The following is a 19,372-nucleotide window of genomic DNA, read 5'->3' on the forward strand; positions in this document are numbered from 1 at the left end:
AAATCCTGCCTTGTCTTGTTCGGATGACGGTAAACCGCTCCGAAACGAGAATGAGTGTCAAAGTCCGAGCATCATGCGGACGACGGGCTCCAGCCCGCGCCCGATGGCCCGCGTGTTTTCAGCATCGAGATGAACGCCGTCCACCGGCGTCGTGTGGGCGACGGACCCGGCATCGAAAAATCCGCAATCGAGGTCGTCGGCAAGGTCCCGGTAAACGGAAGCCAGCATCGCCGATTCATCGATTGCATCGCGATAGATCGCGCCCATGACGGGGTTCGCCGTTTCGCAAAGCTGCGGCGGCGCGACGATCAGCACGTCAGGCGCTTCCCAATCCGGCACCTGCCAGACATGGTTGCGCGTGAGTTTCACCAGACGCTCGATCCCCTTCATTGCCACCATGGCCGATCCGTGGATCGACGGCTTCATGTCGTTGGTGCCGAGCATGATGATGACGAGGTCAAGCGGCGCATGGCTGTGCAGCAGCGTTGGCAGAAGTCTTGCCCCGTTGCGGTCGCAATCGGCCGTATGGTCGTCATAAGCGGTGGTGCGGCCGCCCAGACCCTCGTGGATCACATGCACGTCGGAACCGAGCGCCTTCTGCAAGACGCTCGGCCAAAGATCGTCATGGCTGTGCCGGCCACCCGTTTCCGCGTCATATCCCCAGGTCAGGGAATCACCAAAGCAGAGGACCGACTTCACCATCTCACTCTCCAATCAAACCAGCATGCCCATCGGGTTTTCGATATAGCGCTTGAAGGCGCCGATCAGTTCGGCTCCGAGCGCGCCATCGACGCAGCGGTGGTCGGTGGAAAGCGTGACCGTCATGACGTTGGCGATCTTGATCTCGCCGTTCTTCACGACAGCGCGCTGTTCGCCCGCGCCAACCGCCAGAATGGTGGCATGCGGCGGGTTGATGACGGCGGAGAAGCTTTTCACGCCCATCATGCCCATGTTGGACACGGCGGTCGTTCCACCCTGATATTCCTCGGGCTTCAGCTTGCGCTCTTTCGCGCGCTTGCCGTAGTCCTTCATCTCGTTGGAGATGGTGGAGAGCGACTTCTCTTCCGCCTTGCGGATGATCGGCGTGATCAGGCCACCCGGAATGGAAACGGCAACGCCGACATCCGAGTGCTTGTGCTTGACCATGGCGCTTTCCGTCCAGGAGACGTTGGCATCCGGCACGTCGCGCAGCGCCAGAGCAAGCGCCTTGATGACCATGTCGTTGACCGACAGCTTGTAGGCCGGCTTGCCGTCCTTTTCAGGAGCCGCCGCGTTGAGCTGGGCGCGCAGTGCCAGAAGCGTGTCGAGCTCGCAATCCACGGAAACGTAGAAATGCGGAACCGTCTGCTTGGATTCGACCAGACGCTTGGCGATGACCTTGCGCATGCCGTCATGCGGCACGAGCTCGTAGGAACCAGGCTCGAACAGCTTGAGAACGGCTTCGTCGGAAGGACCCTTGGCAAGTGCCGGAGCCGGCGCGCCTGCGGATGCCGCGGCGGCCGGAGCAGCCTTCGCACCGCCGGAAGCGGCAGCTTTTTCCACGTCGGTCTTGACGATGCGGCCATGCGGGCCGGAACCGGAGACGGCCGAAAGGTCGAGACCGGCTTCCTTGGCAAGACGACGGGCAAGCGGCGAAGCGAAGATACGCTCGCCGGACTTTGCAACCGGAGCCGGCGTGGAAGGTGCCGCTGCCTGATCGGCCGCCGGCTTCTCAGCCTTGGCCGGTGCAGCCTCTTCCTTCGGCGCTTCGGCCTTGGCAGCTTCCTGCTTCGGAGCTTCCGCCTTGGCGGGAGCGGCAGCGCCGCCCTTTGCCGCCTCGGCAACATCCTCGCCGTCAGCAGCGAGGATCGCGATCAGGGCATTGACCTTGACGGCTTCGGTGCCGGCCGGAACGACCAGCTTGGCAACGGTGCCTTCGTCGACGGCTTCCACTTCCATGGTCGCCTTGTCGGTCTCGATCTCGGCGATCACGTCACCGGGTGCGACCTTGTCGCCTTCCTTGACCAGCCACTTGGCCAGATTGCCCTCTTCCATGGTTGGAGAAAGGGCAGGCATGGTGATGTTTATCGGCATCGAAACGCCTCCCCTTACTTGTAGCAGACGGTTTTGACGGCCTGAACGACTTCATCGACGTTCGGCAGAGCCAGCTTTTCGAGGTTTGCCGCGTAAGGCATCGGAACATCCTTGCCGGCGATCGTCAGGATCGGCGCGTCGAGATAATCGAAAGCGGCACGCATGACCTGGTTGGCAATGAAGTCACCGACCGATGACTGCGGGAAACCTTCCTCGACCGTGACGAGACGACCGGTCTTCTTGACCGATTCAATGACGGTGGGCAGATCCATCGGGCGGATGGTGCGCAGGTCGATCAGTTCGACATCGATGCCGAGCTTTTCGAGTTCCGCAACCGCCTTGATCGCATAGGTCATGCCGATGCCGAAGGAAACGATGGTTGCATCCTTGCCCTTGCGGTGAATACGCGCCTTGCCGATCGGCAGCACGAAATCATCGAGCTTCGGCACTTCGAAGCTCTGGCCGTAGAGAATTTCATTTTCCAGGAAAATGACCGGGTTCGGATCGCGGATAGCTGCTTTCAGCAGACCCTTGGCGTCGGCTGCCGTGTAAGGCATGACGACCTTGAGGCCCGGAATATGGCTGTACCATGCGGCGTAACATTGCGAATGCTGTGCGCCAACGCGGGCAGCAGCACCGGAAGGACCGCGGAACACCATCGGTGCACCCATCTGGCCGCCCGACATGTAAAGCGTCTTTGCCGCCGAGTTGACGATCTGGTCGATCGCCTGCATGGCGAAGTTGAAGGTCATGAATTCGACGATGGGCTTGAGGCCCGTCATCGCAGCGCCGACGCCGATACCGGCAAAACCATGCTCGGTGATCGGAGTGTCGATGACGCGGCGCTCGCCGAATTCCTGCAGCAGGCCTTGAGTGATCTTGTAGGCGCCCTGATATTCGGCGACTTCTTCACCCATGACGAAGACTTTTTCGTCGGAGCGCATTTCTTCGGCCATGGCGTCGCGCAGCGCTTCACGCACCGTCGTCATCACCATTTCCGTACCGGCCGGAATATCCGGATCGGCAGCAACTTCAATCTTGGGTGCCGCCGGAACCTTGGCGGCTTCCTTGTCAGCGCTTGGCTCTTCGGTGGCTTCGCGAGTCTTGCCGCCAGCGGCATCCGAGCCGGAATTGGCGGCTTCCGCCTTCGGCGCCGAAGCGATATCGTTGGCGCTCTCGCCTTCCTGGATGAGAACGGCAATCGGCGTATTGACCTTGACGCCTTCGGTGCCGGCATCGATCAGCAGCTTGCCGATAACACCTTCATCCACGGCTTCCACTTCCATGGTTGCCTTGTCGGTCTCGATTTCGGCAATCACGTCGCCGGAGGTGACCTTGTCGCCTTCCTTTTTAAGCCACTTGGAAAGCGTGCCTTCCTCCATGGTCGGGGAAAGGGCGGGCATAAGAATTTCTACAGGCATGGGTTTCCCTTTCCCGATCAGAGCAGAATGTCGGTGTAGAGCTCGGAGACATCCGGCTCGGGGTCGTTCTGGGCGAAGTCGGCGCTGTCGGCGACGATATCACGGACATCCTTGTCGATGGCCTTCAATTCGTCTTCGCTTGCCCAGCCATGGTCCAGAAGCCGTGCCTTGACCTGCTCGATCGGGTCATGTTCGGAGCGCATCTTCTGCACTTCGTCCTTGGAGCGGTATTTCGCCGGGTCCGACATGGAGTGACCACGGTAACGGTAGGTCAGCATTTCCAGGATGATCGGACCCTTGCCGGAACGGCAATGTTCCAGCGCCTGGTCGGCGGCGGCCTTGACGGCGCGCACATCCATGCCATCCACCTGAACACCGGGGATGCCGAAGGACTGTCCGCGCAGCGAATAGTTCGACTGGGCGGTGGCGCGGGCGGTCGAGGTGCCCATGGCGTAACGGTTGTTCTCGACGATATAGATGATCGGCAGTTTCCAGAGAGCAGCCATGTTGAAGCTCTCGTAGACCTGGCCCTGGTTGGCGGCGCCGTCACCGAAATAGGTCACGGAGACATTGTCGTTACCGCGATACTTGTTGGCGAAGGCGAGACCGGTTCCAAGCGAAACCTGCGCGCCAACGATGCCGTGGCCGCCGTAAAAATGCTTCTCCTTGGAGAACATGTGCATGGAGCCGCCCTTGCCTTTCGACAGGCCGCCCCTGCGGCCGGTCAACTCGGCCATGACGCCACGCGCGCTCATGCCCAAGGCGAGCATGTGGCCGTGGTCACGGTAAGCGGTGATGACCTGATCGCCGTCCTTCTGCGACATCTGCATGCCGACGACAACAGCTTCCTGGCCGATGTAGAGGTGACAGAAACCACCGATGAAGCCCATGCCGTAAAGCTGGCCTGCCTTTTCTTCGAAACGGCGGATCAAAAGCATTTCACGATAGGCGTGAAGCTCTTCGTCCTTCGAGAAGTCCGGGCTGTTCTTGCCGGTGAATTCGGTTGCGGACTTTGCCGTGGTCTTGCGGCCGGATACGGTCGCTGGTTTTCGCGGCGCCATTCATCCCTCCCTGAGTTGCCGTTTGAATGGATAGAGTGGCGCGTACCATATGCAAGAAAATGCCATGCAGCAATGCTTTAAACGCATGGCACATATTCACGCTAAGATGCTGTGAATAAATCAGAAATGTTAAATTAACATGATTTCGGTTAATTAGAAATAAGTGTTCATGATGACGATTTCGTCCGTGCGGGACATATTCAGCTGGTAACGGGAAATCTCGTCGATCATGTCGCGCTCGAGCGAACCATCACTCAGCAATTCCACCTGCCGCTCCAGCGCCACACGGGCCTGCGTCAGCTTTGCAAGCTCAGCCGTCCGGGTAATACGCTGCCGCTCCAGCCGCTCCGTCGCCTGAAGGCCGAAGTCGCCATGAATGGAATGATAACCGAAATAGGAAAGAAAAGCGATCGTGATGGCCGGAACGATCAAACGGCCGAATCGTCTCTTTTTATGATGTCTGGTCCACATGCCGGAGAGAAGCCTTAAAACGCACAACGTGATTCTGAGACTAAGCCGGATTGTTTAACTATCCGTTGACCTTAAATTCCAATCGGGGGATGGGGCATGAAAAAGCCCGCCTGAAGGCGGGCTGAGAAAGGCAGTGATGTCACATAAACCTCGTCATGCCGGACTTGATCCGGCATCCCGCCACGGCGCGTCTGCGCCGTGAGAGAGACTTTCGCGATCAAGGACTTGATCGCGCTGGATCCCGGATCGAGTCCGGGAGGACGGAGTGCGGATGAGACCGCTCACTCCTGGAATTAAGCCCGCCGGACGGCGGGCCTCATCCGCAAAACCAAACCGAGAATTATCCGCGCAGGATCGAACGGCCGGCGTAAGCGGCCTGCGGGCCCAGCATTTCCTCGATGCGGATCAGCTGGTTGTACTTTGCGAGCCGGTCGGAACGGGCAAGCGAACCGGTCTTGATCTGACCGCAGTTCGTGGCGACTGCGAGGTCAGCGATGGTGGAATCTTCCGTCTCGCCCGAACGGTGCGACATGACGGCGGTGTAGCCTGCCTTGTGCGCGGTCTCAACCGCATCCAGCGTCTCGGAAAGCGAACCGATCTGGTTGACCTTGACGAGGATGGAGTTTGCAACGCCCATCTTGATGCCGTCGCGAAGGCGGGCGGAGTTGGTGACGAAGAGATCGTCGCCCACCAGCTGGCACTTGTTGCCGATGAGATCGGTCAGCGCCTTCCAGCCATCCCAGTCGTCTTCCGCCATGCCGTCTTCGACGGAGATGATCGGATATTTCGCGACCAGCTCGGCCAGGTATTCGGCCTGCTCGATCGGAGAACGGGTCTTGCCTTCGCCTTCATAAACGTAATTGCCGTTCTTGAAGAATTCGGTCGCGGCACAGTCGAGACCGATGAACATGTCGTCGCCCGGACGGTAACCAGCCTTTTCGATCGACTTCATGATGAAATCGAGCGCTGCCGGTGCGCTTTCGAGACCGGGAGCAAAACCGCCCTCGTCACCGACGTTGGTGTTATGGCCTTGTGCGGACAGTTCTTTTTTGAGCGTATGGAACACTTCCGAACCCATGCGCACGGCTTCACGGATGTTTTCCGCGCCAACGGGCAGGATCATGAATTCCTGGAAATCGATCGGGTTGTCAGCATGCGCGCCGCCATTGATGATGTTCATCATCGGAACCGGCAGCAGATGCGCGTTCGGGCCGCCAACGTAACGGTAAAGCGGCAGGCCGGAAGCTTCAGCGGCAGCCTTGGCGACAGCGAGCGAAACGCCGAGAATGGCGTTGGCGCCAATGCGCGACTTGTTCGGCGTGCCGTCAAGCGCGATCATCAGCTGATCGATCTGGATCTGGTTTTCAGCATCGAAACCGCCGATGGCGTCGAAGATTTCCGTATTGACGGCTTCAACCGCCTTTTCCACGCCCTTGCCGAGATAACGCTTGCCGCCATCACGCAGCTCAACCGCCTCATGCGCGCCGGTGGAGGCGCCCGAAGGAACGGCTGCACGGCCCATGGAGCCGTCTTCGAGATAGACATCGACTTCAACGGTCGGGTTGCCGCGGCTGTCGAGGATTTCGCGCGCGATGATATCGGTAATGGCAGTCATGGTCTCTCCCTTGGGAATGGAACAGATATTTTCCGTCGCCTGTCTTAGACGATGGCGAAGAAATTACAATGACGGCGGGCGGCAGAAACGGACCGCCCGCCATTTAAAATCGATTGGCACGAACCGCGCCCGTTCCTCAGGCTTTCGCGATGGCGTCGAAGGCCAGAAGCTTCTCGAGCAGTTTCGGCATATCCTTCAGATGCACCATGTTGGGGCCGTCGGAAGGCGCATTGTCCGGGTCCTCATGGGTCTCGATGAAGAGGCCGGCCACGCCGACAGCCACTGCCGCGCGCGCAAGCGTCTCGACGAATTCGCGCTGGCCGCCGGTGGAACCGCCCTGCCCGCCCGGCTGCTGCACCGAATGGGTGGCGTCGAAAACGACCGGCGCGCCGAGCGAAGCCATGATCGGCAGCGAGCGCATGTCGGAAACCAGCGTATTGTAACCGAAGGATGCGCCGCGTTCGCACAGAAGCACATTCGGATTGCCGCTGTCATTCAGCTTGGCCAGCACGTTCCTCATGTCCCAGGGTGCCAGGAACTGGCCCTTCTTGACGTTGATGACGCGGCCGGTCTTTGCTGCGGCGACGAGAAGATCGGTCTGGCGGCTGAGGAAGGCCGGGATCTGCAGCACATCCACCACTTCGGAGACGACGGCGCATTGTTCTTCGGTGTGAATATCCGTCAACACCGGAAAGCCGAATTCCTTCTTGAGATCGGCGAAGATTTCCATCGCGCTGTCCAGGCCGATGCCGCGCTTGCCGGAGAGCGAGGTGCGGTTCGCCTTGTCGAAGGAGGATTTGTAAACGAGGCCGATGCCCAGCCTGTCGCACAGCTCCTTGAGCACGCCCGCGATCATGAAGGCATGTTCGCGGCTTTCCATCTGGCAGGGACCGGCAATCAGCGAAAAACGCTCGACGTTGGAGAAAGAAACCTTGCTGGCGCCATCGCCAGCGGTGACTTTGAGATTGTTGGTAACGCTCATCATATTTCCTCGAAGGCGAATGCAACGCCCTGACCGGGTGCTGCGGGCACCACCAGACGGCCGCCCGCTTCCATGCTCGAAACGCCATTAGCAGCAAGTACTGCCGCTGTCACGGCAAGATCGTCGACGGAGAAGACGACGCTCGCGCCGTGCAGCCCGCCGTCCTCTCGATTTGAAGCATTCGGGCCGACGCTGGCGAAGGCCCGCTTTTCGGTCAATCGGATCCTGGCATTGCCGGTTGCGAAAACCGTATCTCCGTCCGGAGATATGGTCGCTTCACAGCCAAAGACCGTTTCGATCAGGCGAGCCGCCTTTGCGTCCCCTCCGGGAAACAGGACAATTTCGCGGAGACCCGTGGCAGAATTGGCATGCCGCTCGAGCGCCGTGCGGTCACCCGGCAAGGCCTTCAGCCGCTGGCAGTTGAACAGGAAAAAATCCGCCGGCGCCCCGCTTGCCGCAAAGGCCAGCCGAAAGGCCGCCTCGCTGCGCGAACCGTCCGGCATCTGAACCGGCCGCGAAAAATCAAAGCGATCACCGGCGGACAGGCCCGCCGCGACGAACCGTTCGTGATCGGCAATAGCGTCGTCTGTTTTGGCGACGAGAGCCGAAAAACCTTCCTGCCCATGATGTTGTCTGAACGCCCGATCCCTGCCGGTAAAGACATCACCCTTTTCTATCGAGGCGTCATAATTAGCTGGCTCAGCAATCGCCAGCGGCTCGATATAGGTGCCATCCTGAAAGAAAACGCAGGCGTTTTGCGTGCCGAATGGATGGAGAGCCGGCGGCGCGACCGTAAAGCCGAGAGCTTCAAGTCGACGAACAGCAACACCGATATCCCGCACGGGCAGGACGAGATGATCGACGCTTCGCTTGTCATCCATGATTTCCGCCCCTTCGGCCTGCCTCCGGCGCCGGACCGGACTGTTGCGGCAGACAAAAGCACGAACGGCGCCAGGAATGCAAATCGGCAATCCCGGATATTTCGCGCATCCCGAGGCAAACACTCACGAAGCAATGTTGGACATATCCACCGATACAGGCGTTTGCAGCGGGTAAAGGACGTTGTCTCCACCACTTCCCGTCTGCCACATCGTCATGGCAAATCGGCCGGAAGGCGCAAGCGGTGTCAGCCTGTGGTGCATGACACCGCAACGATAGGTGACGATCTGGCTGGGGCCTGCCAGAAAGGCCTGGAAGGTGGTTTCATCCGGCATCCCGTTTTCACCGGCCTCGCAGACCACGACCAGAGATGGCGCCTGGTCGAGCGGCAGAAAAGTCTGGCTGGAGAATGGATGTATTTCCATTTGCGAAATGACTGGCGAACCCGACATCGCCTTCGCCTGCACGAGTTGAAGCACCGGCGTTCTTGCGTCGCCGGTTCCCTCATAGGCATCCGTCAGCGACACCAGATTTTCAAGTGCGGAGATGTCGGCGACAGAGCCGAATGGAGCGAAGGCTTCCGCTGTCAGCGGCGTGGCGACAACGGGCTTCATCAGGCTGCTCCACTGAAGGCAAGCTGCACTTTCATGCTTTTTGCGCGGTCACCGGCAAGATCGAAAGCCTCCCGGGCGCGGTCAAACGGCAATGTGGCACTGATCAAAGGCTTAACATCGATCAGGCCGCGTCCCATCATGTTCACCGCCTGCGCAAATTCCTCATGGAAGCGGAACGTTCCGCGCAGTTGCAGCTCTTTGGCAACGATGAGGTTCATCGGGATGGTGAAGTCTCCGCCAAGGCCGAGCTGGACGATCACGCCGCCCGGTCGGAGCAGATCCAGCGCCGAGACCAGAGCCGCCTGATTGCCGGAGGCTTCGAACAAGACATCGAAAGCGCCTTTTTCAAACCGGTATTTTTCAAGCGTGCCGGCATCGCGCAGGATGTTGACTGCTTCATCCGCGCCGATACGTCGCGCCAGATCGAGCGGCGCATCGGCGACGTCGGTAACGACGATATGGGCGGCGCCCGCAAGACGGGCAACGAGCAGGCTCAGCATGCCTATCGGTCCGGCGCCGGTTATCAGTACCGTCTTGCCCAGAAGCGACCCGGCCTGCCGCGCGGCATGGAGGCACACGGCCAAAGGTTCGGCCATCGCTGCCTCACCCATGGAAAGCGCGTCGGCAATCGGTACCGGTTGCGTCGAATGGACCGTCACGACTTCACGGAAACCGCCCTGAACATGGGGGGAGCGCATGGCGCTGCCCATGAAACGCATGTCCAAGCACTGGTTCTGCATTCCCTCACCGCAATAGCGGCAGGTGCCGCAAGGCAGGCTCGGATTGACCGCCACGCGCATGCCGGGCACGAGATGCGAGACGGAACTGCCCACCTCAGCCACCGTGCCGGCAAACTCATGACCAAGCGCCATGGGCTCGCGCACGCGCACCGTGCCGAAGCCGCCGTGGTTATAATAATGCAGATCCGAGCCGCAAATTCCACCGACGGCGACAGCCACCCGCACCTCGTCCGCGGCAAGTGGCTGGCCGGCAACGTCCTCTACCCGCAGGTCTTTTGCTGCATGAATGACGACTCCGCGCATGCGCGTCTCCTCCCGTCAATTTCTGTTGGCATCAAGGATGACGGCGGCCCTAAAGAACCGACAGCATTCCACCGTCGACATAGATTATCTGGCCATTGACGTAGTCGGAGGCCGAAGCAGAAAGGAATACAGCGGTTCCGACGAGTTCCTGCGGCTTGCCCCAGCGTTTCGCCGGCGTGCGCGCCTTCACCCAGGCGTCGAATTCCGGATTGTCGATCAGCGCCTGATTCATGTCGGTCAGCATGTAGCCGGGGCCGATGGCATTGGCCTGTATGCCATATTGCGCCCACTCCGCCGCCATGGCGCGGGTCAGCATCTTGATACCGCCCTTGGCCACGGTGTAGGGCGCCACTGTCGCGCGGGCGAGTTCGCTGGTCAGCGAGCCGATATTGACGATCTTGCCATATCCTCTCGGGATCATCCGCTTTGCCGCCTCACGGCCAATCATGAAGGCGCTTGTGAGGTTGGTGTCGATCACCCGCTGCCAGTCCGCCGTCTCGAGCTCGACCATCGGCTTGCGGAACTGAATGCCGGCATTGTTGACGAGAATGTCGACCTCTATCCCCTGCTCATCAAGTCTGGCGAAGGTCTCAATGATTTCACTTTCGGAGGTGACGTCAAAGGCGACCGCCTCGGCATCATGGCCGGCATTGCGAAACTCCTGAACCGTTTGCGCGACACGCGACGGATCCGTGCCGTTAATGAGGATGCGTGCCCCCGCGACGGCAAGCCCTTCCGCCATTGCGCGGCCAAGACCGCGTGAAGAGCCGGTAACAAGCGCAGTGCGCCCGCCGAGATCAAAGATGGTCTGATAGGTCATGGCGTCCTCCTCACAGCGTGCTGACGCGGACCGTCAGGTCCGGCCGCTCGAAGACCTTGGGCAACAATTCGGTCCCGAGGCCGGGGCCTTCCATCGGCAGCACGAAACCGTTTTCGATGACGGGCAGATTTGTTACCAGCTCGCTGTACCAGCCGGTATAAAAAGCGCGCACCGACTCCTGGATCATGGTGTTGGTCTGTGAAAAAGAGGAATGAACGGCCGCTGCATAGGCGACAGGCCCGGTGCAATCATGCGGCGCGTAAGGGCGATGGTAGGTGTCGGCCAGTGCGGCGATCTTGCGGCCTTCGGTCAGACCGCCGGTCCAGACCAGGTCGGTCATCACGATGCCGATCGCACCGGCTTCCAGCATGTCCTTGTAGGGGAAACGGGAACCGAGCGTTTCCGAGGCACAGATCGGCACGCTGGTGGAGGCGGCCAGTTCCGAAAGGGCGGATACCGAATTCATCCGTATCGGATCCTCGTACCATGTCGGGTCGAAGGCTTCGAGTTCGCGGGCAATCTTCTTGATCGTCGGCAGGTTCCAGAGGCTGTGAAACTCCACCATGATCTGCATACGATCACCCACACGTTTGCGTATCTGCTCGAACGGCAAAAGGGCTGCGCGCAACTGTTCGCTCGTGATGTAACGCCCATCATTTTCGATGGCCGCAGGATCGAACGGCCAGATCTTCATGGCCGAAATGCCCTGCTCCAGCAGGTTTTCGGCAAGCGCGCCCGCATCCGTCATAAAAGCCTTGAGATCTTCATAGGGGCCTTCTGCATCGTCGCGAAAATTCCAGGTATCGACCGGCTTGATCTTGTTGGACCGCACATAACCGTAACCGGCGCAGGTATTGTAGACGGGAATACGATCGTGGCAGAGGCCGCCCAGCATCTGATGGACCGGCTGGTTGCAGACCTTGCCGAAAATATCCCAGAGCGCCAGATCGATCGCCGAAGCCGCGCGATATTCGGCGCCAGTCGAGGCCTGCGCCATCGGCAGATTCACCAATTCGCGGGAATGTGCCTCGATCCGCATCGGGTCGCGGCCAAGCAGGCGACCGGCGAGCACATCGTGGATATGAGCCTCGACCGCGCCTGCGCCATAGAATGTCTCACCCAGCCCGATCACCCCGGCATCGGTGTGGATGCGCACCCAAAGCACATTTGAGAACTCCTCGGTCCGCAAAGTTTCGACAGACGTAATCTTCATTAGCTCCTCCGCGCGCCCGGCTCGGTCGCGTCTCCCGATTGACTGACCAGCCTCCCAGCCAGTCTCGATCAGGACAATAATGTTGCTTGTAAAATTTCACAACATGTTTTATAGCGATTTATGTACTGAGTTCGTTGACCGCGACGGGAGGAGACCGGAGATGGCACGCAAGCAGACAAAGCCGGAATTGGTAAAAGACGGCGAAAAGCCCAAGCGGGCAAACCGCGTCAATTTCTTCGATCTCGCTTATGAGCGCATCGAGGAACTGCTGATCAATTGCGAGCTGAAGCCCGGCCGACAACTGACGTTGCAGGAATTGCAGGACGTCACGGGTCTGGGCCGGACGCCGGTTCATAATGCCGTCAGCCGTCTTGCCGCCGATACGCTGCTGGTGGTGTTGCCCCGCCATGGCCTCAGGGTCGCGCCGATCGATCTGGCGCGCGAGCGCCTTCTGCTGCAGCTTCGCCGGGACATGGAGCGCTTCGTCATGCGGCTGGCGGTGGAACGGGCAAGCCTCTCCCATCGCAATCAGATGCTGCATATCGAACGCGCCCTGCGTGAACGGCGGGAGCAGATCACGCTCAGCGAATTCAACCTGCTCGACCGTCGGATCGACCAGATATTGCTGGCGGCGGCGAACGAGCCGTTCCTCGAACATACGCTGCGGCCACTGCATACGATCTATCGGCGCATCGGCTTCATTCACCATACGGTGACACATGGAAAATCCGACCTGACGCAGACCGTCGACTGCCATCTTTCGGTCTTGAACGCCGTCGCGAACCGCCATCTGGACACGGCACTTGCCGCAACGGACGCATTGGTCGGCTTCGTCGATTCCATGTTCGACGAAATGGAGACGGGCATAGACCCTCGCCTGCTGGATTGCAGCATCGAACCGATTTTCAAGATTTGAAACAGCGGCGCCATTGGATGCCCGACATCCGGCCGCCACGAAGAAAGATTTCTGAAATACATATTTTACAATGACTTATGGCGCTCGGGAGGCGCCGCTAAAAAGCTCAGGGAGGAGCATGGATGAGCAATATCGTAAAATCCTTGATTGCGGCCACAATGGCGACGGCACTCGCATCCTGGGCAGCGCCTGCGCTGGCCAAGGACAAGATCACCTTCGCAGCCGCGGTTTTTGCGGAAGCCGGACGTGGCGACCGGGTCAAGGCCTGGATCCAGAAGTTCAACGAAAGTCAGGACAAGGTCGAAGTTGAACCCATCGCAATTCCGTTTTCCAGCCTTGCCAACACCGTCTTCACCCAGATGGGCGGCGGCGGTGGACCGGACCTCGTGCGCTTCGACCAGACCGATTTCTTCGCTGCTATCCCATCCGGACGCCTGCTGCCGCTCGATGATCTGATCAGCGACAAGGATCACGAATTCCTGGGGCCGGACCGCTTCATGAAGGTGAAGGACGTCCGTTACGGTCTGCTGTTCGACACGACGGGTTATGCGCTGCTGTACAACAAGGACATCCTGCCGGAACCGCCGAAGGATTTCGAAAGCTTCCTGGCGGCCGCCAAGGAGAAAACCAAGGACGGCGTGTATGGTTATGCCTACCGCGCCACAATGGCGGAGCGCGCCGGTTTCTGGCAGGATCTCTGCAACTACGTCTTCGGATTTGGCGGTCGCTGGAGCGACAAGGACGGCAAGCTCACGCTCAACAGCCCTGACGTCATCAAGGGCGTTACCGCCTACAAGCAGGTTTATGACGCCGCCGTGACGCCACGCGGTGCGGATGCGGCCACCTATCGCCGCATGTTCTGGGAAGGCAAGATTGCCATGAACGTCGACAATGGCGGCGTGGCGGCAATCTTCAACCAGAATGCCCCGCAGCTCAATTTCGCAGCAGCCCCCTCGCCTTTCCCGGACAAGGCACAGGGCCTCATCATGACCGCTCTCGTGGTCAACGCCAACACGAAGCACAAGGATGCGGCGGGCGCCTTCATCAAATGGGCCTATGCCCCCGAGAACCAGAAAGGCCTTCAGGCCGCCATGGGTACGGGTGTCGGCACCAAGATCGACATGTCTGCCGAAGAGCAGGCGAAGCGGCCATGGCTGAAGGTCTATGAAGGCCAGATGCAGAATGCCCTTCCGCAGCTTGTGATGGGACATGAGGGCAAGACGCCCGAAATCCAGCAGATCGTGCTCGAGCAGGTGTTGAAGGTGCTTCTCGAAAACGCCGATCCAAAGGACGCCATGGATCGCGCCCAATCGCTGGTGGAGCGGCGCGTGCTTCGCTGAAATCGATGCGGAGGCTGCCTGAACGGCCTCCGCAACCCCGGCTCTATTTCCATCGAGGTCAGTTATGAAACGTGCCCAGCTCGCAAGAGCAAGGCTCGACGGTCATCCGTTGACTCCTTATCTCTTCGCCGCACCGGTCGGCATCTATCTACTGCTGTTTCAGTTTTACCCTCTGGTCCAGCAGTTCTTCATGAGCTTCACCGCCACCGACCTGCTGACGCCCAACGTCAACCCGTTCGTCGGTATCGAGAATTATTCCTTCCTGATCGAGGATGGCGAATTGTGGAAGGTGCTGTGGATCACGGCGATCTATACCGTCGCCTGCGTGATCTTTGCGATCGGCACGGGCCTCGGGTCGGCCATGCTGCTCAATTCCCCCTTTTTCGGCCGGGGTATTGCTCGAGCGCTGATCACCGTTCCCTGGGCCGCACCGTCCGTTGCCGTCGCGCTGGTATTCACCTGGATATTCAATTCGCAATACGGCATTTTCAACCGGGTTCTCACCGGTCTCGGCCTTCCCTTCGGCGGCGAGAACTGGCTCGACGATCCAAGCCTCGCCCTACCGGCTATCCTGCTCACCACCGTCTGGCAGATATTTCCATTCTCTTCCGTCGTGATCCTCGCGGCGCTGCAGGGCGTGCCGCATGAGCTCAAGGAGGCTGCCGTCATCGATGGCGCGGACCGGCTTAACATCTTCAAGACCGCCACATGGCCGACCATCCAGCCGACCGTGCTGATGCTGACGCTGTTCGTCACCATCTGGTCGCTGCGCCGCTTCGACCTCATCTGGCTGATGACGCAGGGTGGCCCTATCGGCGCGACCAACACGCTCGTCATCGAGCTTTATCGCCAGGGTTTTGTCTATCGTGATCTCGGATCGGCGGCCTCCATCGGCATGATCGGCCTGTCGATCGCGCTTCTGGTCACCGTCATCTATTTCAAGGTCACCCGGATGACTGAACAGGCACAGGGGAAGCGTTGATGAACACCACAGGCAACGCCCACCACGTCCGCATCCTTGCCGTCCTCTTCATGCTCGGCTTTGCGGCTTTTCCGATCTACTGGATGTTCGTCACCTCCATGACGCCGTCATCGGAACTCTTCGCGCCCTTTCCGCGGCTCGTACCGGACTGGTCGCAGCTTGGAATCTATCTCGAGGTTTTTGATACCATTCCGGTGACGACATGGCTGAAGAACAGCTTTCTGGTCGCGGCCGGAACCACCATTCTCAGCATCATGCTTGCCGTCCTGCCGGCTTACGCCCTTTCCCGCTTCCGTTTTGCGGGACTTGCCATACTGGGCTTTGCATTGTTCGCAACGCAGATGCTGCCGGAAGCCATGCTCGTCGTGCCGCTCTATTCGATATTCGGCGACCTCAACCTGCTCAACACGATCCCTGGCCTCGTGCTGGCAAACACCGCTTTCGTGGTGCCTGTCATCACCTGGATCATCAAGGGCGCGATCGACGGCATTCCGATCGAGATCGAAGAAGCTGCAAGGGTCGATGGCTGCTCGCGTTTCGATATTGTGCTCGGCATCATCATTCCGTTGATTGCACCGACGCTGGCTGCCGCCGCCGTCATCTCCTTCTTCCACGGCTGGAACGAATATGTCTTCGCGCAGACCCTGATCAGCAGTGAAAACCTCAGGACGGCTTCCGTCGGGCTCGCCAGTTTCGTGGGCGAACTCTCCACCCCCATCCATTCCGTCATGGCAGTGGGGGTGATCTACACCCTGCCCGCCATCGTCTTTTACCTCTTTGCCCAACGCTATGTGGTCGCCGGAATGACCGCCGGCAGCGTCAAAGGCTGACAGGAAAACCAGATGTCCGCTATTGAACTCAACAATATCTCAAAGAAATTCGGCGCGAAGGAAGTCATTCGCGACATCAATGTCTCGATCGAAGAGGGAGATTTCCTCGTCCTTCTCGGTCCTTCTGGCTGTGGTAAATCCACGCTCTTGCGTATGCTCGCAGGCCTTGAAAGCATTTCCGGCGGGGAAATCCTGATCGGCGGCAGGCGGGTCGATCAATTGCCACCCGGCGAGCGCGATATCGCCTTCGTGTTTCAGTCCTACGCGCTTTACCCGCATCTTTCCGTGCGCAGGAACATGTCCTTCCCGCTGTTGATGCAGCAGTTTCGCTGGTGGCACCACCTGCCGGTCATTGGCGGCATGGCGAAACGCCGGATCGAGAAATCACCTGCAGTTGTCGAAAAGGTCGCCAGAATCGCAAAAATCCTCGGACTGACGGAGATGCTCGACCGTTTCCCGCGCACGCTTTCCGGTGGACAGCGCCAGCGTGTCGCCCTCGGGCGGGCCATGGTGCGGGAGCCGGAAGTGTTCCTGATGGACGAGCCGCTCTCCAATCTGGACGCCAAGCTTCGGACCTCCATGCGTTCGGAAATTTCACGGCTGCACCAGGAGATCGGCGGCACTTTCGTTTATGTGACGCACGACCAGGTCGAAGCCATGACCATGGGCACAAAAATCGCCCTGATGCGCGACGGCATCATCCAGCAATTCGGAACGGCACGCGAAATCTATACCGATCCGGCCAATACCTATGTCGCCCGCTTCATCGGCACGCCGCCGATGAACCTGATCGTTGCGGACAGAAAGCCGGACGGCCTCTTCGTCGGTTCAACCCCCATTCGCATAGATGCGCCGAAGTCAGAGACGGCTTCCACCGTGCTGTTGGGCGTCCGGCCGAACGCCCTCTCCCTGACGGCAGAGCCGACCGAGGCTTCCCTGCGGGGCGAGGTCGTGATGGTCGAACATATCGGTGCGGATTCGATCATCGCCGTTCGCCTCAAAGACGGCCGCACGGCGCATGACGAAGACGGCGATATGGATGCGGTGATGGTGACTGTTCCCGGATACTGCACGCTTTCACTGCGGCAGGAGGTTTCGCTGACGATCGATCCCGATCAGGCCATCCTGTTTTCGACCGTGACGGGCGAGCGGATCCGGTCGTGATCGTGACCGGATCTGCACCAGCGCAACCATTTTTCAATCTCCAGAAATATCCGCAGCGGGGAGAATAAACATGTCAAAACGGATCGTTTTTCACGGCGAAAATGCCGCCTGTTTCAGCGATCACTTCACAAGTCTGGTCGATGGCGGCGCGGAAATCGCTCTGCTGCCGGATCAGCTAGCCACCGAGGAAGACCGCGACGCCTATCGCAACGCCGATATCATCGTCGGCGTCAAATTTGATGCATCGTTGCCGATGCCTGAGAGACTGACGCTGTTTCATGTGCCCGGTGCCGGTTATGACGCCGTCAATCTCGATCTGCTGCCGAAAACTGCCGTCGTGTGCAACTGCTTTGGCCATGATCCCGCGATTGCCGAATATGTGTTTTCAGCCATTCTGAACCGCCATGTTCCGTTGCGCGATGCCGACAACAAATTGCGCGCCGGCCAATGGGCCTACTGGTCCGGTTCAGCGGAGCGCCTGCACGACGAAATTTCCGGAAAGACCGTCGGCCTTCTCGGCTTCGGCCATATCGGAAAGGCCATCGCCGTCCGCGCGAAGGCGTTCGGAATGCAGGTCAGCGTCGCCAATCGCAGCCGCGTGGAACCGTCAGATCTGGTCGACCGCTCCTTCACACTGGATCAACTGAACGAATTCTGGCCGACCGCAGATTTCATCGTCGTCTCCGTACCATTCACGGACACGACGCGCGGGATCGTCGATGCGGAGGCTTTCGCAGCGATGAAATCCGGTGCCGTCATCATCAATGTCGGACGCGGCCCGACCATAGACGAACAGGCGCTCTACGACGCGCTGAAGGGCGGAACGATCGGCGGCGCGGTCATCGACACCTGGTACGCCTATCCGTCCACCGACGCGCCGACGAAACAACCCTCCGCACTGCCATTCAATCAACTCGATAACATCATCATGACGCCGCACATGTCCGGCTGGACCAGCGGAACGGTGCGGCGACGTCAGCAGACAATCGCGGAAAACGTCAATCGGCGGCTGAAGGGGCAAGACTGCATCAACATCGTCCGCACCGCGTCTGAATAGCAGATCAACGCATGGCCGGGAGGAGCCGGCCGGAAACTACAGCTCAATCAACCAGGGAGAGAGTGATGAGCATCTTTCAGTCTTTTAAATCCGTCGCTGCCGCGATCGCGGTTTGTGCCGGTATCTTCACCGGTTTTTCGGCGAATGCACAGAGCGTCGATGACATCGTCAAGCGCGGCTCGGTGAAGATCGGCGTGCTGGTGGGTGCGCCGCCCTTCGGCTCGGTGGATGCGCAGGGAAATCCGGTTGGGTATGACGCCGATGTCGCAACGCTTGTCGGTAAATATCTCGGCGTACCGGTCACGATGGTCCAGCTGACACCGCCATCGCGCATTCCGGCTCTGGAATCCGGCAAGGTGGACTTCCTTGTCGCGACGCTGGCGCCGACGCCGGAGCGCGCCAAGGCGGTGATGTTCACCAACCCCTACAGCGCCTTCCAGGTGGGGATCTACTCCCACAAGGATACCAAGATTGAAAAGTGGGAAGACCTCAAGGGCATGACTGTCGGGGTCAATCGCGGATCGAGCGTCGAGCGCGAATTCGTCAACCGCGAGAAGGAACTTGGCCTGACGATCCTGCGCTTTGATGATGACGCAACGACCATGCAGGCTCTTTTCTCGGGTCAGGTGCAGGCGATCGCCGGGCCGGATGCGCAGGCCAACGCGGCCATCAAGCTGCGCGGCGATACGACGACAGAAGTGAAATTCTTCTTCTCCATGCAGCCGAACTCGATGACCGTTCGCAAGGATGCCACCGACCTGCATCAATGGCTGAACAATACGATCTATTACATCAAGCAGAATGGAGAGCTGGACGCGATTGCCCGCAAATGGGTCGGTACGCCCCTGCCCGTTCTCCCGACATTCTGATCGGACGGCAAAACTCCGGCGC

At 59.6% G+C, this 19,372-nt stretch carries 19 protein-coding genes; 7 read left to right on the top strand and 12 right to left on the bottom strand.

Annotation, left to right across the window (positions count from 1 at the left end; genetic code table 11):
* Positions 1–57: 57 nt before the first annotated feature.
* The 12 genes from O3S81_RS12215 to O3S81_RS12270 all read right to left on the bottom strand — a co-directional run bounded on the left by O3S81_RS12215 (position 58) and on the right by O3S81_RS12270 (position 12,192).
* On the bottom strand, positions 58–702 hold the full coding sequence (locus O3S81_RS12215; protein WP_269343531.1) for an SGNH/GDSL hydrolase family protein: 645 nt from the start codon (positions 700–702) through the stop codon (positions 58–60).
* A gap of 12 nt (positions 703–714) precedes the next feature.
* Complete coding sequence (locus O3S81_RS12220) at positions 715–2,073, bottom strand: pyruvate dehydrogenase complex dihydrolipoamide acetyltransferase (RefSeq protein WP_269343533.1); 1,359 nt, start codon at positions 2,071–2,073, stop codon at positions 715–717.
* Positions 2,074–2,087: 14 nt separating this feature from the next.
* Positions 2,088–3,494 carry a pyruvate dehydrogenase complex E1 component subunit beta gene (locus O3S81_RS12225; protein ID WP_269343535.1) on the bottom strand — a complete coding sequence of 469 codons (1,407 nt, stop codon included), beginning with the start codon at positions 3,492–3,494 and terminating at the stop codon, positions 2,088–2,090.
* 17 nt (positions 3,495–3,511) lie between these two features.
* Entirely contained in the window at positions 3,512–4,555 is a 1,044-nt protein-coding gene (gene pdhA / locus O3S81_RS12230; RefSeq protein WP_269343536.1) for a pyruvate dehydrogenase (acetyl-transferring) E1 component subunit alpha, read from the bottom strand.
* A gap of 153 nt (positions 4,556–4,708) precedes the next feature.
* A complete protein-coding gene (locus O3S81_RS12235) occupies positions 4,709–5,026 on the bottom strand; it encodes an FtsB family cell division protein (RefSeq protein WP_004441601.1) in 318 nt (105 codons plus the stop codon).
* 340 nt (positions 5,027–5,366) lie between these two features.
* Complete coding sequence (gene eno / locus O3S81_RS12240) at positions 5,367–6,641, bottom strand: phosphopyruvate hydratase (RefSeq protein ID WP_269343541.1); 1,275 nt, start codon at positions 6,639–6,641, stop codon at positions 5,367–5,369.
* A 136-nt stretch (positions 6,642–6,777) separates the two neighbouring features.
* A complete protein-coding gene (gene kdsA / locus O3S81_RS12245) occupies positions 6,778–7,623 on the bottom strand; it encodes a 3-deoxy-8-phosphooctulonate synthase (RefSeq protein ID WP_269343543.1) in 846 nt (281 codons plus the stop codon).
* Entirely contained in the window at positions 7,623–8,504 is an 882-nt protein-coding gene (locus O3S81_RS12250; RefSeq protein WP_269343545.1) for a VOC family protein, read from the bottom strand. The genes kdsA and O3S81_RS12250 overlap by 1 nt, the downstream gene beginning before the upstream one ends.
* A gap of 123 nt (positions 8,505–8,627) precedes the next feature.
* A complete protein-coding gene (locus O3S81_RS12255; RefSeq protein WP_269343547.1) occupies positions 8,628–9,116 on the bottom strand; it encodes an ureidoglycolate lyase in 489 nt (162 codons plus the stop codon).
* Complete coding sequence (locus O3S81_RS12260) at positions 9,116–10,159, bottom strand: L-idonate 5-dehydrogenase (protein WP_269343549.1); 1,044 nt, start codon at positions 10,157–10,159, stop codon at positions 9,116–9,118. The genes O3S81_RS12255 and O3S81_RS12260 overlap by 1 nt, the downstream gene beginning before the upstream one ends.
* A 49-nt stretch (positions 10,160–10,208) precedes the next feature.
* Positions 10,209–10,979, bottom strand: a complete 771-nt coding sequence (locus tag O3S81_RS12265; RefSeq protein ID WP_269343551.1) for an SDR family oxidoreductase — start codon at positions 10,977–10,979, stop codon at positions 10,209–10,211.
* Between the two features lie 10 nt (positions 10,980–10,989).
* Positions 10,990–12,192 carry a mandelate racemase/muconate lactonizing enzyme family protein gene (locus tag O3S81_RS12270; protein ID WP_269343553.1) on the bottom strand — a complete coding sequence of 401 codons (1,203 nt, stop codon included), beginning with the start codon at positions 12,190–12,192 and terminating at the stop codon, positions 10,990–10,992.
* A gap of 160 nt (positions 12,193–12,352) precedes the next feature.
* On the opposite strand from O3S81_RS12270, the gene O3S81_RS12275 reads away from it, so the two are divergent.
* The 7 genes from O3S81_RS12275 (at position 12,353) to O3S81_RS12305 (ending at position 19,350) form a co-directional block, all read left to right on the top strand.
* Positions 12,353–13,108 carry a GntR family transcriptional regulator gene (locus tag O3S81_RS12275; RefSeq protein ID WP_269343555.1) on the top strand — a complete coding sequence of 252 codons (756 nt, stop codon included), beginning with the start codon at positions 12,353–12,355 and terminating at the stop codon, positions 13,106–13,108.
* Between the two features lie 122 nt (positions 13,109–13,230).
* Positions 13,231–14,448, top strand: a complete 1,218-nt coding sequence (locus O3S81_RS12280; protein ID WP_269343556.1) for an ABC transporter substrate-binding protein — start codon at positions 13,231–13,233, stop codon at positions 14,446–14,448.
* Between the two features lie 64 nt (positions 14,449–14,512).
* The gene (locus tag O3S81_RS12285) at positions 14,513–15,430 is read left to right on the top strand and encodes a carbohydrate ABC transporter permease (RefSeq protein ID WP_269343558.1); all 918 of its coding nucleotides are present in this window, start codon (positions 14,513–14,515) and stop codon (positions 15,428–15,430) included.
* Positions 15,430–16,260 carry a carbohydrate ABC transporter permease gene (locus tag O3S81_RS12290; protein ID WP_269343560.1) on the top strand — a complete coding sequence of 277 codons (831 nt, stop codon included), beginning with the start codon at positions 15,430–15,432 and terminating at the stop codon, positions 16,258–16,260. The genes O3S81_RS12285 and O3S81_RS12290 overlap by 1 nt, the downstream gene beginning before the upstream one ends.
* A gap of 12 nt (positions 16,261–16,272) precedes the next feature.
* Positions 16,273–17,424 carry an ABC transporter ATP-binding protein gene (locus O3S81_RS12295; protein ID WP_269343561.1) on the top strand — a complete coding sequence of 384 codons (1,152 nt, stop codon included), beginning with the start codon at positions 16,273–16,275 and terminating at the stop codon, positions 17,422–17,424.
* A gap of 70 nt (positions 17,425–17,494) precedes the next feature.
* Positions 17,495–18,481 carry a 2-hydroxyacid dehydrogenase gene (locus tag O3S81_RS12300; RefSeq protein WP_269343564.1) on the top strand — a complete coding sequence of 329 codons (987 nt, stop codon included), beginning with the start codon at positions 17,495–17,497 and terminating at the stop codon, positions 18,479–18,481.
* Positions 18,482–18,546: 65 nt separating this feature from the next.
* A complete protein-coding gene (locus tag O3S81_RS12305; protein ID WP_269343565.1) occupies positions 18,547–19,350 on the top strand; it encodes a transporter substrate-binding domain-containing protein in 804 nt (267 codons plus the stop codon).
* The last annotated feature ends 22 nt before the right edge of the window (positions 19,351–19,372 follow it).

This window comes from Agrobacterium sp. SOY23, assembly GCF_027212525.1.
GTDB classification, from domain to species: Bacteria; Pseudomonadota; Alphaproteobacteria; order Rhizobiales; family Rhizobiaceae; genus Agrobacterium; species Agrobacterium tumefaciens_I.

Excerpts from the sequence above, each read along its gene's own strand:
- O3S81_RS12215 (WP_269343531.1), bottom strand. The coding sequence starts at position 702 with ATGGTGAAGTCGGTCCTCTGCTTTGGTGATTCCCTGACCTGGGGATAT.
- O3S81_RS12220 (WP_269343533.1), bottom strand. The coding sequence starts at position 2,073 with ATGCCGATAAACATCACCATGCCTGCCCTTTCTCCAACCATGGAAGAG.
- O3S81_RS12225 (WP_269343535.1), bottom strand. The coding sequence starts at position 3,494 with ATGCCTGTAGAAATTCTTATGCCCGCCCTTTCCCCGACCATGGAGGAA.
- pdhA (WP_269343536.1), bottom strand. The coding sequence starts at position 4,555 with ATGGCGCCGCGAAAACCAGCGACCGTATCCGGCCGCAAGACCACGGCA.
- O3S81_RS12235 (WP_004441601.1), bottom strand. The coding sequence starts at position 5,026 with ATGTGGACCAGACATCATAAAAAGAGACGATTCGGCCGTTTGATCGTT.
- eno (WP_269343541.1), bottom strand. The coding sequence starts at position 6,641 with ATGACTGCCATTACCGATATCATCGCGCGCGAAATCCTCGACAGCCGC.
- kdsA (WP_269343543.1), bottom strand. The coding sequence starts at position 7,623 with ATGAGCGTTACCAACAATCTCAAAGTCACCGCTGGCGATGGCGCCAGC.
- O3S81_RS12250 (WP_269343545.1), bottom strand. The coding sequence starts at position 8,504 with ATGGATGACAAGCGAAGCGTCGATCATCTCGTCCTGCCCGTGCGGGAT.
- O3S81_RS12255 (WP_269343547.1), bottom strand. The coding sequence starts at position 9,116 with ATGAAGCCCGTTGTCGCCACGCCGCTGACAGCGGAAGCCTTCGCTCCA.
- O3S81_RS12260 (WP_269343549.1), bottom strand. The coding sequence starts at position 10,159 with ATGCGCGGAGTCGTCATTCATGCAGCAAAAGACCTGCGGGTAGAGGAC.
- O3S81_RS12265 (WP_269343551.1), bottom strand. The coding sequence starts at position 10,979 with ATGACCTATCAGACCATCTTTGATCTCGGCGGGCGCACTGCGCTTGTT.
- O3S81_RS12270 (WP_269343553.1), bottom strand. The coding sequence starts at position 12,192 with ATGAAGATTACGTCTGTCGAAACTTTGCGGACCGAGGAGTTCTCAAAT.
- O3S81_RS12275 (WP_269343555.1), top strand. The coding sequence starts at position 12,353 with ATGGCACGCAAGCAGACAAAGCCGGAATTGGTAAAAGACGGCGAAAAG.
- O3S81_RS12280 (WP_269343556.1), top strand. The coding sequence starts at position 13,231 with ATGAGCAATATCGTAAAATCCTTGATTGCGGCCACAATGGCGACGGCA.
- O3S81_RS12285 (WP_269343558.1), top strand. The coding sequence starts at position 14,513 with ATGAAACGTGCCCAGCTCGCAAGAGCAAGGCTCGACGGTCATCCGTTG.
- O3S81_RS12290 (WP_269343560.1), top strand. The coding sequence starts at position 15,430 with ATGAACACCACAGGCAACGCCCACCACGTCCGCATCCTTGCCGTCCTC.
- O3S81_RS12295 (WP_269343561.1), top strand. The coding sequence starts at position 16,273 with ATGTCCGCTATTGAACTCAACAATATCTCAAAGAAATTCGGCGCGAAG.
- O3S81_RS12300 (WP_269343564.1), top strand. The coding sequence starts at position 17,495 with ATGTCAAAACGGATCGTTTTTCACGGCGAAAATGCCGCCTGTTTCAGC.
- O3S81_RS12305 (WP_269343565.1), top strand. The coding sequence starts at position 18,547 with ATGAGCATCTTTCAGTCTTTTAAATCCGTCGCTGCCGCGATCGCGGTT.